The sequence below is a fragment of the Pseudomonas sp. PA15(2017) genome (assembly GCF_001945395.1).
Taxonomy (GTDB): domain Bacteria; phylum Pseudomonadota; class Gammaproteobacteria; order Pseudomonadales; family Pseudomonadaceae; genus Aquipseudomonas.
The window spans coordinates 1-15024 of sequence record NZ_MSXV01000014.1 but is presented as its reverse complement, the minus strand read 5'-3'; the positions used below and the strand labels follow the sequence as shown (position 1 = coordinate 15024).

Annotated in this window: 15 protein-coding genes; 6 read left to right on the top strand and 9 right to left on the bottom strand. The window is 65.5% G+C overall.

Annotation, left to right across the window (positions count from 1 at the left end; all coding sequences use genetic code 11):
* Positions 1-42 precede the first annotated feature (42 nt).
* Positions 43-1404 carry an ATP-binding protein gene (locus BVH03_RS06135; protein ID WP_075960352.1) on the bottom strand — a complete coding sequence of 454 codons (1362 nt, stop codon included), beginning with the start codon at positions 1402-1404 and terminating at the stop codon, positions 43-45.
* Positions 1401-2066 (bottom strand): response regulator, encoded by a 666-nt coding sequence (locus BVH03_RS06130; RefSeq protein WP_075960367.1) that lies wholly within the window; start codon positions 2064-2066, stop codon positions 1401-1403. The genes BVH03_RS06135 and BVH03_RS06130 overlap by 4 nt, the downstream gene beginning before the upstream one ends.
* A 151-nt stretch (positions 2067-2217) precedes the next feature.
* Here BVH03_RS06130 and BVH03_RS06125 point away from each other — a divergent pair, with 151 nt between their 5' ends.
* The 3 genes from BVH03_RS06125 to BVH03_RS06115 are packed head-to-tail and all read left to right on the top strand — an operon-like array spanning position 2218 to position 4700.
* Positions 2218-2484 carry a PepSY domain-containing protein gene (locus tag BVH03_RS06125; RefSeq protein WP_075960351.1) on the top strand — a complete coding sequence of 89 codons (267 nt, stop codon included), beginning with the start codon at positions 2218-2220 and terminating at the stop codon, positions 2482-2484.
* Positions 2484-3023 (top strand): cytochrome b/b6 domain-containing protein, encoded by a 540-nt coding sequence (locus BVH03_RS06120; protein WP_075960350.1) that lies wholly within the window; start codon positions 2484-2486, stop codon positions 3021-3023. Before BVH03_RS06125 ends, BVH03_RS06120 begins: the two co-directional genes overlap by 1 nt.
* Before the next feature lie 12 nt (positions 3024-3035).
* Complete coding sequence (locus tag BVH03_RS06115) at positions 3036-4700, top strand: phosphoethanolamine transferase (RefSeq protein WP_075960349.1); 1665 nt, start codon at positions 3036-3038, stop codon at positions 4698-4700.
* A 4-nt stretch (positions 4701-4704) separates the two neighbouring features.
* On the opposite strand, the gene BVH03_RS06110 is transcribed toward BVH03_RS06115, so the two are convergent.
* The 7 genes from BVH03_RS06110 to BVH03_RS06080 all read right to left on the bottom strand — a co-directional run bounded on the left by BVH03_RS06110 (position 4705) and on the right by BVH03_RS06080 (position 11386).
* Positions 4705-5817: a metallophosphoesterase gene (locus BVH03_RS06110; protein WP_075960348.1), complete on the bottom strand. Its 1113-nt coding sequence runs from the start codon at positions 5815-5817 to the stop codon at positions 4705-4707.
* A 288-nt stretch (positions 5818-6105) separates the two neighbouring features.
* Complete coding sequence (locus tag BVH03_RS06105) at positions 6106-6657, bottom strand: NTP transferase domain-containing protein (RefSeq protein WP_075960347.1); 552 nt, start codon at positions 6655-6657, stop codon at positions 6106-6108.
* A gap of 2 nt (positions 6658-6659) precedes the next feature.
* Positions 6660-7628 (bottom strand): XdhC family protein, encoded by a 969-nt coding sequence (locus BVH03_RS06100; protein WP_075960346.1) that lies wholly within the window; start codon positions 7626-7628, stop codon positions 6660-6662.
* 191 nt (positions 7629-7819) lie between these two features.
* Positions 7820-8146: a hypothetical protein gene (locus BVH03_RS06095; RefSeq protein ID WP_075960345.1), complete on the bottom strand. Its 327-nt coding sequence runs from the start codon at positions 8144-8146 to the stop codon at positions 7820-7822.
* A 103-nt stretch (positions 8147-8249) separates the two neighbouring features.
* On the bottom strand, positions 8250-8639 hold the full coding sequence (locus BVH03_RS06090) for a response regulator (RefSeq protein WP_075934780.1): 390 nt from the start codon (positions 8637-8639) through the stop codon (positions 8250-8252).
* A 144-nt stretch (positions 8640-8783) separates the two neighbouring features.
* Positions 8784-10688: a methyl-accepting chemotaxis protein gene (locus BVH03_RS06085; RefSeq protein ID WP_371915343.1), complete on the bottom strand. Its 1905-nt coding sequence runs from the start codon at positions 10686-10688 to the stop codon at positions 8784-8786.
* 293 nt (positions 10689-10981) lie between these two features.
* Positions 10982-11386, bottom strand: coding sequence for a GFA family protein (locus BVH03_RS06080; RefSeq protein ID WP_075960343.1), 405 nt, complete (start codon positions 11384-11386; stop codon positions 10982-10984).
* A 44-nt stretch (positions 11387-11430) separates the two neighbouring features.
* Here BVH03_RS06080 and BVH03_RS06075 point away from each other — a divergent pair, with 44 nt between their 5' ends.
* From BVH03_RS06075 to BVH03_RS06065, 3 genes are all read left to right on the top strand, one after another.
* Positions 11431-12390, top strand: a complete 960-nt coding sequence (locus tag BVH03_RS06075) for an AEC family transporter (RefSeq protein ID WP_177344895.1) — start codon at positions 11431-11433, stop codon at positions 12388-12390.
* A gap of 298 nt (positions 12391-12688) precedes the next feature.
* Positions 12689-13993, top strand: coding sequence for a CitMHS family transporter (locus tag BVH03_RS06070; RefSeq protein WP_075960341.1), 1305 nt, complete (start codon positions 12689-12691; stop codon positions 13991-13993).
* A gap of 102 nt (positions 13994-14095) precedes the next feature.
* Positions 14096-14869 (top strand): TerC family protein, encoded by a 774-nt coding sequence (locus BVH03_RS06065; protein ID WP_075960340.1) that lies wholly within the window; start codon positions 14096-14098, stop codon positions 14867-14869.
* Positions 14870-15024: the final 155 nt, after the last annotated feature.

Below are 15024 nucleotides of genomic sequence, written 5' to 3'. Positions count from 1 at the left end.
GCTGGGTGCCGCGGCCAGCCCCCCGGTGGGCCGCCAGCCTGCCTATCGCGCCGTGTCGGGAAACCTGACCACCGCGCTGAAGCCCCGCGGGCTGGCGTTGCTGAAGCCGATTGAGCCGCCCAGGTGGCGGGCGATCATGCCGACGATGGCCAGCCCCAACCCCGCACCCTGGGGGTTGCCGGCACTGTGGAAGCGTTCGCCAAGACGCGGCAAGCGGGCCTCCTCCACGCCGGGCCCTTGATCGACGACCTGCAGGTGCACGCCCTCGCCCTCCCGGCACACGCGCACGCTCACCTCGCTGCCAGGTGACGAGAAGGCCAGTGCATTGCTGACCAGGTTCTGCAGCAGGATGACGATCAGCCCACGATCGCCCTGAATCAGCGCCGTTTCCTCGGCCTCCAGCGCCAGGTCGATGCGCCGGTTGAGGGCCAGCGGCGCCAGGTCAGCCAGTTCCTCGCGCACTACTGCGGTCAGGTCCAGGGGCTGCAGGTTCTGTGATGGCGCTTCCAGCCGCGCCATGGTCAGCAACTGGCTGGCAATGCGGGTGGCGCGGTGTACGCCGTGCTTGAGGAAAGCCAGCGCTTCCTCGCGCTCCTGCACGCTGTCGGCCTGCGCCGCGTTACGCACGTGAATCTCGAGAATCGCCAGGGGCGTGCGCAGCTCGTGGGCGGCATCGGCGATGAAGCGGCGTTCGCGTTCGAGCAGCGCGCGCAGCTGGCTCAATACGTCGTCCAGGGCCAGGCGCATGGGTTCCAGCTCCGGCGGCAGCGGCCCCGTCGGCAGCGGCTCCAGGCTGTGCTCGGGGCGCTCGCGCAATTGCTGGGCCAGGCGCTGCAACGGGCGCAGCCCCCAGCCGAGCAGCAGCCAGATGAACGCGGCCAGCAGCGGCAGGCAGACCAGCGTCGGCATAAGTGTGTGCTGGAGAATCTGGTGGATCAGGTCCTGGCGCAGGTCCTCGCGCTCACCGACCCAGATGCGCAGGCCGCCTGCGCTGTCGTCGAGCAGCACACCGCACCATTCCTGATCGTTGAAGAAGAAGTCGTGAATGCCCGGTGCCGGCAGTTTCGTCAGGTGCGGCGCCTGTTCGGAACGCACCAGCAGGTTGCCGTCGCGGTCCCACACCTGGAACGCCAGGTTGATTTCGTAGGGGTGCGAGAACACTCCGTCGGCGGAGCGATCCAGGGCGCCATCCAGCGCCTGACGGACGAACTGCCAGTCCACCGGACGGCCGTCCGGCTGCTGCAGCAGGCCTTGCAGTACTCGCGCGGCCTGCACCAGTTGCGCGTCGTAGACCGCCTCGGTCTGCCGGTGGCTGTCGCGCAGGGCAAGCAGCACCAGGGCCAGGCTGCCGGCCAGCACCAGGGCGATGGTTGGCGCCAGAATGCGCGTGCGGATGGAAATCACGACGTCTGCTCCACCAGATAACCGACCCCGCGCACGGTACGGATCAGCTCGCTGCACAGTTTGCGGCGCAGGTTGTGGATCAGCACCTCCAGCGTATTGCCCGGGCCACTCTCCTGCCAGCCGTACAGGGCGCCCGCCAGCCGCTCACGGGTGACGACAACGCCGGGGCGGATCAGCAACTGGTGTAGCAGCTGATATTCCATGGGCGTCATCGGCACGCTGCGGCCCTGGTAACGCACCTCCTGGGTGGACGGGTCGAGGGTTACGCCGGCGAACTCCAGTACCGGCTGGGCACGGCCCTGGCTGCGGCGCAGCAAGGCGCGGATGCGCGCTTTCAGCTCCTCGGGGTCGAAGGGTTTGACCAGATAGTCGTCGGCGCCGGCATCCAGGCCCTGAATCCGGTCATCCATGGCATCGCGGGCGGTGAGCACCAGCACTGGCACGGCGTTCTCGCTGCGCGCGCGCAGTTGACGCAGCAGGGTCATGCCGTCCAGGCGCGGCAGGCCGAGATCGAGCAGCACCAGGTCGAATCGTTCGCTGCGCAGCGCATGGGCGGCTTCGACGCCGTCCTCCAGCCAGTCCAGCGTATAGCCTTCGCCGCGCAGGGCCACGCGGATCCCGCGCGCCAGGGCACGATCATCTTCAACCAGCAGGACACGCACGGCACGCACCTCGTCATCGATAAAACGGCGCCATCATGCGCTTCGCGCGGCGCATTGGGCAGGGGTAGATGTTACCGACCTTTGCCCATTAAGACTTTCCTAAGCTTCGCGTCGCAAGGTGCTCCTGACCACCCCCATCAGGAGACTCACCATGCGTTACGTCGCGCTTTTCGCCCTGCTGCTCGGCAGCCCGCTGGCCATGGCCAGCACCGAATGCACCACCGCTGACCGCTCGACCTGGCAGGATCCGGAGCAGTTCCAGGCCAAGCTCAAGGAGCAGGGTTACCAGATCAGCAAGTTCAAGATCACCAAAGGCAACTGCTACGAGATCTACGGTTTCGACAAGGACAAGCGCAAGGTCGAGATCTATCACGACCCGGTTAGCGGCAAGGCCATCAAGACCGAGATCGAAGACTGATGCAGGCGGCGACGATACGACTCTGGGACTCCCTGATCCGCCTGTTCCACCTATCGGTGGCCGGGGTCTTCGTCGCCAACTATTTCTTTACCGAGGAAGGTGACGATTGGCACACCTGGCTCGGTTACTACGCCTGCGCCTGGCTCGCCGTGCGCCTGGTGTGGGGCTTCGTCGGCCCGCGCAGCGCGCGCTGGACGGACTTCTGGCCAACCCGCTCACGCCTTGCCGATCACCTCGGTCAATTGCTCAAGGGTGAACCGCACCGTCGCCTCGGCCACTCGCCGATAGGCGCCCTGGTGATGCTGCTGATGATGACGGCCATCGCCACCCTCGGCATCAGCGGCTTTCTGATGCAGGAAGTCGATGCCCTGTGGGGCGCCGACTGGCCGCTCACGCTGCACGCCTGGGCCGCCAACGGCCTGGCGACGCTGGTGGTGATCCATATGACCGCGGCCGTGATCGAAAGCCTGCACCTGCGCGAGAACCTGCCGCTGTCGATGATCACCGGCAAACGCCGCACACCATCCGAACATCGCTGAGATTCGATCCCCATGCTGACCCTGCTCGCGCCTCGCCGTGCCAGCGCCCCGCGCGCCTGGCTGTCGCTGCTTGCCCTGGCCACCCTGAGTTGCGGGCTGCTGCTCGCCGATGATTTTCTGCAGCAGCTGTTCACCCCTAACAATCACGCCGAGCTGGAGGCCGGCTACGTGGTCGTGCTGTGGCTGTTCAGCCTGGGTCTGTGGCTGTGCAACCTGCGCCCGCTGAGCATGATCATCCTGACGCTGTTCGCGATGATGCAACTGATGCAGCTGGCCAACATCAGCTTCTTCGGCGAACCGCTGACCGCCATCGACATCCAGTCGCTGCTCAACGACCCCGGCGAAGTACACCAGACCGCCGCCCACAGCTTCACCGGACACTGGCCGGTGCTGCTCTGCGTGGGCATTCCCTACGGCCTGCTGCTGGTGCTGCACTGGCGCCTGCCGGGCCGGGTCAGCCTGCCGCAGAGTCGCTGGGCGCTGGTACTGATTGCCGTGGTGCTGCTCTCCAAGCCCTACCGCGCCACCTACCGCAACCTCGACTCCTTCGCTGCCAGCCCCAGCCGCAGCGCCCTGCACAACAACCTCAACGTGTTTTCCGCCTGGGCGGTGCACCTGGCGTTCAAGCCGGAGTTCGAGCTGCCGCCCAGCGCCTTCGCGCCCTACGCCCTGAGCCCGAGCTTGAGCGAAGCCAAGCATGTGTGGCTGGTGGTCGCCGATTCGCTGCGCAGCGATCGCCTCGGCGTGTTCGGCTACGACCGCGACACCACGCCGAGACTGGCCGCCTACCTGCGCGAGCACCCCAGCGCTTTCGTGCGCCCTGGCATCGCCGCCGGGGTGGCCACCGACGTCAGCCTGCCCTACCTGATCAACCCGATTCGCGAGCCCGGCAAGGATGCGCTGCTGCGCACCGGCGACATCAACCTGTTCCGCTTCGCCAAGCAGGCAGGCTTTCGCACCCACTGGATTTCCTCCCAGGAATCCAAATTGCTGGCCAACCTGGGCAGCCGTTACCTGGACGTGTCGATCACCCGCGAAGACCACCCGGTGCGCTTTCTCAAACAACAGGACCGCGCTCTGCTCGATGTGCTCGACGCGCAGCGCTGGGCGCAGCGCAATTTCGTGGTGCTCAACCTGCGCACCGCGCACCTGCCCTACGCGCAGAACTACCGCCACGAAAAGACCCCGGCACCCTGGGCGGATCAGGGGCCTGAAGGCCAGAGCAACGCCTACGACAACTCGGTGCATTACCTGGACAGTCTGCTGGCCGAGGTGATCGCCGACTTCGACCGCCTGGAGGGCGAACGCTACCTGATCATCACCGGCGACCACGGCCAGCGCCTCGGTGAAGGCGGCAACTGGGGCCACAACGATCTGGTACCGGAAGTCAGCGACGTGCCGGTGATCGTCATCGGCCGCGAGGCCAAGGCCGAGACCATGGCGAGCCTGTCGGCCGAACGCTGGATCAGCCACTACGAAGCCGGCAAATGGCTGGCCGCGCGTCTCGGTACGCGCATCGACAACCCCAACCTGCGCCCCAACGAGCACTTCGTGCACGGCAAGCTGCTGTTCACCGACAACTTCATCCAGCGCGTCTGCGAAACGCCCACGGGCCTGGTTCACCAGCCGCCGCAGTTACTGAGCATGCTGCTCAAGGAACCCGAGAAACGCTGCTAGCGCTTCAACCCTCGGCCGAGCGCAGGGTGATGCGAGTGATTTCCGAGGGCTTGCCCAGGCGCAGCGGGAAGCCGTTCCACAGGCCGGTGCCGTTACTCACGTACAGGCGCATGTCGCCGACCGCGTACTCGCCCGACACGTAACCCTCGTTGAACGCCTGGGTGACCCAGTGCATTCCCAGCACCTGGCCGCCGTGGGTATGCCCGGACAGCTGCAGGTCGACGCCCGCCAGGGCGTTGAACGAGGCGGCCATAGGCCGATGGCTGAGCAGGATCACAGCGGCGCCCTTCGGCACCCCGGCCAGGGCCGCCTCGACATCCGGCAGCGGCTGGCCGAAGCGTGCGGCGGCGGGGTCGGTGATGCCGGCCAGTACCAAGCTGGCGCCCGCATCGATGATCGTCACGTGGCTATTGAGCAGCATGGGCAGGCCTAGCTGCGCGAAGTGCTCAAGCCACTGCTGGTACTCGGCGTAGTACTCGTGGTTACCGGCAATCGCGTACACGCCCAGGCGCGCTTTCAAGGCGCGCAACGGCTCGACATCGCGGGTTCGCGCGGCGACGGTGCCGTCCACCAGGTCACCGGTGATCACCAGCAGATCCGGGTCGAGGGCGTTGGCTCTGGCAACCACCGCTTCCATCCACGGGCGCTGCAGCAGCCGGCTGGCGTGCAGATCGGTGAGCTGCACCAGTTGCAGGCCGTCCAGTTCGGCAGGCAACTGGGCCAGGGTAATTTCCACCTCGCGCACCTCCGGCACCCGCACCGCCTGCCAGACGCCCAGCGCCGACAGCAGGATCGCCGCGATACCGACACCGGCGCGCAGCCGAGGCGTCATGACGGCAGCACGCAGACGGGGCAACAGCGCCGCAATATCCAGTACCAGCAGCACCATGGCGCTGATGATCAGCGCACCGAAGGCGCAGCCCAGCACCATCAGCAACGCGCCCGGAATCTCCGGCGAGGCCATGCTGCCAAAGAACTGCCGGGTCACCAGATGGTGCTCGGCAACCGCCAGGATCAATACACCCAGCAGCGCCTTGACCGGCCGCGGCCAGCGCTGCGGCCCGACCATACGCCAGAATACATAGAGGGCCAGAATGGCCGTGACCAGGTGGAACACGTTTATCTCGCTCGTTCAGGATGGATCGGATGCCGCCCTTTGTGACAGCGCTGCCACCTGGGGGTGCAGCTCGCGTTCGGCACATTTTTCCCAGGCAAAAAAAACCGCCCCAATTAGAGGCGGTAACCAAAGGATGATGAACCGGAGAGACCACCGGCTTCTTTCGAGAGCCCATGGTGTTGTGCTCATCGAGGTACAGGGTATCGGTAAAGCCTGCAGGCACCGCATCATTTGCGTCGATAGTGATAATCGAAGGCTGCCGGATCGCGCTACAAGCCAGTGGCCATGCTAGTTGCCGGCAGCCAGCAGGGCGCGCACGCGCTGCAGGTCAGCCGGGGTATCGACGTCGGTGAGGATGCCTGGATCATCGAGTGGCAACAGCAGCGCCTGGCCCGCACGGCGATAACGCTGCACCACCGAAGCGCCGCCCGCCTCACCACTCAGATCGGCAAGTGCCTCGAAGCACTCCCGTGCGAAGCCGACCGGATGGCCCCGGTCGCCCTGAAAAGTCGGTACCACCACCGGCTGCTGCGTCAGCGCCTCGGCCACCTGGCGCAGGCTCGGCGCGCCGATCAGCGGCAGATCGCCTGGCAGGATCAGCCAGCCTGCCGCCGCTGCCGTGGCCCGCACACCGGCGGCGATCGAATCGGCCATGCCGTTGCCAGCGGCGCGGTGCACCACATGGTGCGCCAGGCCGGAACGCTGGACTGCCGCCAGCACGTGGTCGAGCACCGGCTTGCCGTGCAGGTCGGCCTGCAGCTTACTGCCTTGACCGCCGCAAGCGCGAAAACGCGTGCCGCGCCCGGCGGCGAGCACGATGACCACCGGGCCGTCGGTCATGGCTACAGCGCGCCGCGGTCGATGCCGTTGGCGACGCGCAGCACGTCGGCCAGGGTCGCCAGGGCGATTTCCGCCGGGGCTTTGCTGCCCAGCTGCAGGCCGATGGGCGCGTGGATGCGCGCCATGTCCCCTGGCTGCAAACCGCCCAGGCGGGCCAGACGCTCCAGGCGTTTGCCACTGGTGCGTTGGGAACCCATGGCGCCGATATAGAACGCCTCGGTGCGCACCGCTTCGATCAGGGTCGGGTCGTCCATGCGCGGGTCATGGGTCAGGGCAAGGATTGCCGTGGCGCTGTGGGCGCCCTGTTCGGCAATGAAACGCGCCGGCAGAATTTCCATGGCCTGTACGCCTGGCACGTTCACCTCGGCGATGACCTCGGCGCGCGGATCGCAGACGATCACTTCGTAGCCCAGCGCCACGGCAAAGCCGGCGCAAAACTCGGCCACCGGCGACCAGCCGGCCAGCACCACGCGCAGTACGGCGCCGACGCGGATCGACACCTGCTCGGCGCCGTGCTGGATCTTCGCATCGCTCATGCTGCCGGGCCGGCAGCGGCTGCCGGCTTCCCCCAGCGGCACTTCGCGCACCAGCAGCTCGCCACCGCCGAGTGCCTGCTCGACCTGGCCAAGCATCCGCTGCGCGGCCTCGCCGGGCTGCAGGTACTCGACCAGCACGTCCAGCACGCCGCCACAGGGCAGCGCGCGGGTGGGCGTCAGGCCGCCTTCGCCGTAGCGCACGACCTGGTTGCAGGGCGCGAACCCGGCATTGTGTACACGCTCGAGAAAATCCTCCTCGACGCAGCCACCGGACAGCGAGCCGCACGAGGCACCGGACGCCAACGCCGCGAGCATCGCTCCCGGCGCCCGTGGTGCCGAGCCGAATGTCGACAGCACGGTGCACAGCCAGACGCCATGGCCCTGCTGCAGCCAGCCACGGGCCTGCTGGATCACCTGCAGGTCAAGTTGCTTCATCGACATCCCCTCATTCCACGGCACTGGGCGCACGCAGGGCGGCGCCATTTTCAGCATGCAATTTGGTGGCCGGGTTGGCGCTTCGGTTCAGTGTATTTGCCGGCGGGCAGCGGTTGATCGAGCCAGGGATAAGGCGCCTGCGGGAAAGGCGCCGAACGCGCAGGGATACGGCGGCAAGGCAGCCCGACGAATCAGACGAAGCTCTGGCGCGCAGCACCACGGGGCAGGCGATTGCGGCCCGGCAGTTGCTCGAGCTTCTGCTGCCAGGCGGCCTTCACGCTCAAGGTCGCTTTCTCGGCGCTCTCGGCAGGTCTGGCCGGGGCCTTGGCGGCACGGGCGGCAGCACGCAATTCGGCCAGGGTCGGCGTGCGGTTGGTGGCGACCGGCGCAGCGGCCTTGTCCAGCGAACGCAGGCAGAGTTTGCAGGAAACCTGCGCCTGATCCTCGGTGGTGCTCAGGCTCGCGCCGCTACGGCCGCAGGCGATGGTGTTCGAGGAAGGCGAGAAGTGAATGGCCAAGGTGGCATCTCCAGCAGTAAAACGGGGCGGCGATTTTACATATCCGCCGCGATTTCTGCGCACTCACCTGTCACGGTGAGCCTTGGCCGCTGGCGTGGGACGCTCAGCCGCGCGGAGTGCCGGGCTGTTGGGCCTTGTCTGGCGTCATCGACGCGCACATGGCGAGCAGCTGGGCAACGCTCCAGGGCTTGGGGATCACGGCCACGTTGAGGCCGTCGAAATCCGTGGAGGCCCCGAGGAAGCCCGAGGAAATGATGATCGGCAGATCCGGGAAACGGTCACGAATCAGGTGCGCGAGAAAGATGCCGTCGATGTCGCCGGGCATGCTGAAATCGGTGAGCACCATGTCTACCTGGCCGTCACTGCTGGCGAGGTATTCCCAGGCGTCGTCAGCACAGGGGAAGGCTTTGACCTCGTGGCCTTCGTCTTCGAAGATCTCCACGAGCATCTCCCTGATGGAGCGTTCGTCTTCGGCTATGACTATCAGTGGCATCGCTGGGATCCGGCAGTAAGGGTCAGGCTCTGACCGGCTCGGCCAGGCAAGATTTCATTAATTTTTCATGGCGCCGACTGATGGCGTACGCGAGGCGGGATCGTCGCCCGCCAACTTGGCGAGCGACGACAGGCCAGAGCCCGATCAGGCCAGGCGGAAGCGGCTCACCAACTTCTGCTGGTGATCGGCCAGGCGCGCCAGTTCCTGGCTGGTGACGGCGGTCTGCTCGGCACCGGAACTGACCTGGATGGCCACGTCGTTGATCTCCACCACGTTGCGGTTGATGTCTTCGGCCACCGCGCTCTGCTCCTCGGCCGCCGCCGCGATCTGCATGTTGCGGTCGCTGATGCCGGACACTCCGGAGGCGATCTCGGCCAGCAGGTCGCCAGCGCGCTCGATGTTGCTGGCGCCGGCCCGCGCCTTGTCGAGGGTTTCCTGCATGGACTGGGTGGCCAGGTCGGAGCCGCGCTGCAGGTTGGCGATCATCTCCTGGATGTTGCCGGTGGACTCCTGGGTTTTCTGCGCCAGGGTGCGCACCTCGGAGGCCACCACCGCGAAGCCGCGACCGTGATCGCCAGCGCGTGCCGCCTCGATAGCCGCATTGAGGGCCAACAGGTTGGTCTGGTCGGCGATACCGCGAATCACGTCGAGCACCGAGGAGATCGAATCGCTCTCGTGCTTGAGGTCGCCAATGATGCGCGCGGTGTCGTCGGCCTGGGTCGACAGTTCACGGATCACCTCGACGGTGCGCTCGATCTCCTGGCGGCCCTGGGTGGTGTTGACGTTGACCTGGCGGGACATTTCCGCGGCATCGTTGGTGCTCTGCGCCACCTCGCGAACCGTGGCGCTCATCTCGTTGATGGCGGTGACCACCAGCTCGGTTCCCTGGCGCTGGCGCTCCAGGCTGTTGCTGGTTTGCAGGGTGACCGCCGAGCACTCCTCGGCCGCGGTGGCCACCTGCGCGGTGGCCGAGCCGATTTCCTGAACGATCTGCGTCAGTTCCTCGGCCATGACGTTGAGGTTACGGCTGATCTCGCCGAACTCGTCCTTGCCGACGTAACCCGAACGGGCCGTCAGGTCACGCTGCGACAGCGCCAGCAAGGCACGGTTGGCCTCGCCCACCGCCAGGTTGATGTTGCGGATGATCAGATAGGACAACGCGCCCACCACGGCCAGGGCGATCAGCACGCTGATGGCCGTCATCCACAGCATGGCCGACGCTTTAGCGCGCGCCTGGGCTGCCAGATCGCCGACGCTCTGCCCCAGCTCGCTCTCCACTTCGCCCATCAGGTCGATGCGATTGGTGGAGGTCTGAAACCAGTCGGTGGCCTTGACGCCCAGCGCATCGCCGATCGGTGTGTCGAAAGACAGTTTCTGCAAACGCGCCACCTCGAGGGCGCTGGGCTGCTGCATCTTCTCGTCGAGCTTGCCCACGAACTCTGGCGAAGCGTTGCGGCGAAAACCTTCCGAATACGCGGTGAACTCGCCCAGGTTGCGGCTGAAGGTGGAGAGCAGGTCGGCATCGAAGCGATCCTGGTTGAATACCACGCCCAGGGTCGCGCGCTCGCGGCCGGCGCGCTCCTTCATCTCGATGAACTGGTTGAGCGAGGACAGCGCCCGCGACAAGGTCGGATCCTTGACCGAGCGCTCGACGGCGTGGGTGTAGCCGATCAGCTTGCGGATGATGTCGGTGAAGCGTGCGCCGGATTCACGGTTGTTGATCGCCAGCTTGTCGATCTGCCCACGCATGGCATCCAGGCCGCTCAACGCAGCCAGCGCCTCGCTCAGCCCGGCATCGATATTGCCAAGCGTGCGTGCGTCGGCCAGGGCGGTATCGGTCTGGCCGCGCATGCGCAACAGCACGTCCTGCATGTTCTTGCCCTGGCTGCCGAGGAATACGCCACTGGCGCCGCGCTCGCGCTGCAATACGGTGATCAGCTGACTGACCTTCTGGGCGACGACGCTGGCCTCCTGTGTCTGCTCCATCTCCTGCAAGGTCTGGTAGCTGCTGTTGACCTGCAGAGCGGCCAGCCACAGGAAGCCCAGCAACGGGCAGGCGAGAATCAACAAGAGCTTGAGGCTCAAGGGGATGTTTCTGAGCACGACGTTTCACCTATTCAATTTACTTCGGCAGTTCTGATTACGAAGCGAAGGGTTGCCTGTTGTCGCTCCGTCTGCGCGGCGCGTTGAACAGGGGGACGCATTTGGCATGCGGCACGTTAGGCAGTAGACGAGGTACAGAGGGGTAATCGGCGCGAGACCGCCGTTCTTTAATAAAGTTCGGCGCACCTGGAAAAACGAGGCGACAGAAGATTGCCAACCGCTAAATCGGGTATGCGCCGCTAGTCGATCCGCTCTTGCTGCTCCTGGGGCAACGACGGGTCGACCGCCAGCCACGGCAGGCGGCTCTGGGTCCAGATATGCCGGTCAGCGGCGGCATATTCAGGGTGATCGAGCGTGGCGATGGTCACGTCCAGGCTGTTCGGGCTCAGGGTGGTGAACAGCGCCAGATGGGCGCCGCAGGTCGCGCAGAAGTAGCGCTCACAGGTCGGTGAGGAGGCGAAACGCGCCGGCTCGCCGCGCAGCCAGGTGAAGGCTGCCAACGGCACGGTGATCCAGGTCACCAGGATGCCGCCGGTGCTGCGCCGGCACACCGAGCAGTGGCAGTGGGCGATATCGCGCAACGGCGCGCGGAACTGGTAACGCACGGCGCCGCACTGGCAGCCGCCCTCATGCACATCGCTCATCACACTCTCCTTGAAACGTCGTGGTATCTCGGCTTGCCTGATCAATCGGCACTGGCGAAGATGCACCCTCACCACCACCGGGGGCTCCCGTGACCGAACTGCTCTTGGCCCTCTGGCCACTCTTCGCACTGATCGTCGGCGGCTACGTGCTCAGCCGTCGCGGCTTTCCCAACGAAGCCTTCTGGCCAGGCGCCGAACGCCTCAACTACTTCATCCTGTTCCCCGCCCTGCTGTTCAACAGCCTGGCCATCGCCCCGCTGGACAACCCCCAGCTGCCGCGCATGGCACTGGCCGTGCTGCTCGGCCTGGGCATCGCCTGGCTGGCGCTGCTGGTGGTGCGTCGCCTGCGCGGCTGGCCGGCGGCGCGCTTCGGCGCCTTCAGCCAGGGCATCCTGCGTTTCAACACTTACCTGGGCCTGGCCGCCGTGGGCAGCCTGTTCGGCCAGCCGGGCCTGACCCTGGCAGCCCTGATGCTGGCGCTGATGGTGCCGACCGTCAACGTGCTATCGGTCTGGTCACTGACCGCCGAGCGGGGCGTCAGCGCGCGCAGTCTGCTGCTGCCGATCATCCGCAACCCGTTGATCCTGGCCTGCCTGGCCGGTGCGCTGGTCAACCTGAGCGGCCTGGGTTTGCCAGGCGGCAGCGGTCGACTGCTCAGCCTGCTCGCAGCGGCAAGCCTGCCGCTGGGCCTCTTGTGCGTGGGCGCGGCGCTGAAACCCGAGCAGTTGGGCGGCGAGGTGCCGGCCCTGGCCTGGAACAGCCTGCTGCGCCTGCTGCTGATGCCGCTGCTGGCCCTGGCCGTGGCCGTCGGGCTGCAGTTGCCGGCCATGGAAAGCACCGTGCTGGTGCTGTTCTTCGCCCTGCCCACCGCACCGACCGCCTATGTGCTGACCCGTCAGTTGGGCGGCGACGCCAACCTGATGGCCGGTATCATCACCTTGCAGCATCTGCTGGCTGCCGCTTCGCTGGTGGCGGTGCTGGCGCTCCTCGAACGCCTGCTCTGAAACCACCGCGACGCGGGCCACAGGGTCCGCGTCGCCTGCCCCAATTTCCTGTTTGCAGCCCTGGTTTCGGCGAAAGCTGGCTGAAAGCTTCGTGTTCTAGCATCCGCGCACTGACCGACAAAGATTGGTCGATGAGCTGCCGCCAGTGAGGCCCGCAGCTGCCGTCAACAAGAACAAAACAGGTGATTAACCATGTTCCGCCCCAGCTACTCACGCCTGCATCGCCCTCTCCGCTCGCCTGGACGCTAGCCACTCGCGCGTTACCCGCCCCTAGCCGAATCACGTCCGGAGAATCTCCATGCTCACATTCCTTGGCTTCGCCATGGTCTCGACCTTCATGTACCTGATCATGAGCAAACGCCTGTCGGCGTTGATCGCCCTGATCATCATTCCGATCATCTTCGCCCTAATCGGCGGCTTCGCCGAGCAGATCGGCCCGATGATGCTCGAAGGCATCAGCAAGCTCGCGCCCACCGGCGTGATGCTGATGTTCGCCATCCTCTACTTCGCCATCATGATCGACTCGGGCCTGTTCGACCCGCCCGTGCGCCTGATCCTCAAGCTGGTCAAGGGCGACCCGCTGAAAGTCGCGGTCGGCACCGTGGCCCTGGCGCTGATCGTTTCCCTGGACGGCGACGGCTCGACCACCTACATGATCTGCGTCGGCGCCATGCTGCCGCTATACAGCCGCCTGAAAATGAGCCCGACCATCATGGCTGGCCTGATCATCATGGCCGGCGGCATCATGAACATGACCCCCTGGGGCGGCCCGACCGCACGCGCCGCCAGTGCCCTGCACGTCGACCCCTCGGACGTATTCGTGCCGATGATTCCCGGCATGATCGTCGGCGCCATCGTGCTGTTTGGCGTGGCGTACCTCTACGGCATGCGTGAGCGCAAGCGCCTGGGCGTGCTGCAACTGCCGGACGACCCGAGTGCACAGGAAGAAATCAGCGTGTCGCAGTTCCCCGAGGCTCGCCGCCCCAAACTGCTGTGGATCAACGCCATTCTCACCGTGGTGCTGATGACCACCCTGATCGCCGGCCTGCTGCCGATGCCGGTGCTGTTCATGATCGCCTTCAGTATCGCCATGATCATCAACTACCCCTGCCTGCAGCAGCAGAAGGACCGTATCGCCGCCCACGCCGGCAACGTTCTGGCGGTGGTCGGTCTGATCTTCGCGGCGGGTATCTTCACCGGCATCCTCAGTGGCACCGGCATGGTAGACGCCATGTCCAAGAGCCTGCTGGCGGTGATCCCGGACGCCCTCGGTCCGCACCTGGCGGTGATCACCGCGCTGGTCAGCCTGCCGTTCACCTTCTTCATGTCCAACGATGCGTTCTACTACGGCATCTTGCCGGTGCTGAACCAGGCCGCCTCGGGCTACGGCATCAGCGCCGTGGAAATGGCCCGCGCCTCCATCGTCGGCCAGCCGGTGCACCTGCTCAGCCCGCTGGTGCCATCCACCTACCTGTTGATCGGCCTGGCGAAGATCGAATTCGGCGACCTGCAGCGTTTCACCCTGAAGTGGGCGGTGCTGGTGTGCATGGCGATTCTGGCTGCGGCGCTGGTGCTGGGCGTGTTTCCGCTATTCGGTCGCTAACCCGAAAACATTTTGACGAAATTTTCACACTACTGGCGCTAGACTTCGGCATCTCGGCCGAGGCCTCGCGCCAGTTTTCTATTCATCCATAAGGAACCTCTAATGGAATGGCTCACCAACCCGGAAATCTGGGTTGCTTTCCTGACTCTGACTGCCCTGGAAATCGTTCTGGGCATCGACAACATCATCATGATCGCCATTCTGGTGTCGCGCATGCCGCCGCACCTGCAGGCGCGCACCCGCTTCTTCGGCCTGGCCCTGGCCATGGTCACGCGCATCCTGCTGCTGCTCTCCATCACTTGGATCATGCGCCTGACCACCGACCTGTTCCATGTGTTCGGCCAGGGCATCTCCGGTCGTGACCTGATTCTGTTCTTCGGCGGCCTGTTCCTGCTGTGGAAAAGCAGTACCGAGATCTATCACGGCATGGAAGGCGAGGAAGAAAGCCCTGAGCAGCCCTCGGGCGCCGGCAAGCAGTTCCTTGGCACCATCATCCAGATCGCCATCATCGACATCGTCTTCTCACTGGACTCGGTGATCACCGCAGTGGGCATGGTCTCCCACGTACCGGTCATGGTCGCGGCCATCGTCGTCGCCGTCATCGTGATGATGATCTGCGCCGGCACCATCAGCGACTTCATCGAGAAGCACCCGAGCCTGAAGATCCTGGCCCTGTCGTTCCTCATCGTGGTCGGTACCGTGCTGATCGCCGAGAGCTTCGAGGTCCACGTACCGAAGGGCTACGTCTACTTCGCCATGGCCTTCTCCCTGGCCGTGGAAGCGCTGAACATCCGCATGCGCACCGCCCGCCGCCGCGCCGAAGGCAAGGCCGACCCGGAGCCGGTAAAACTGCGCAAGGACGTTCCTGGGCAGTGATCGGCTGACGCTGATGCAATGAAAAACGGGGCCTCGATCAGAGCGTGTGAAAAGTCGCTGATGCAGGTAGTGATCCCATCAGACGCCCCGACATTGTTCGGGGCGTTTGCTTTTGTACGATTCGAAAGGTCGCGACCAACCTTTCAGGTGAGCAG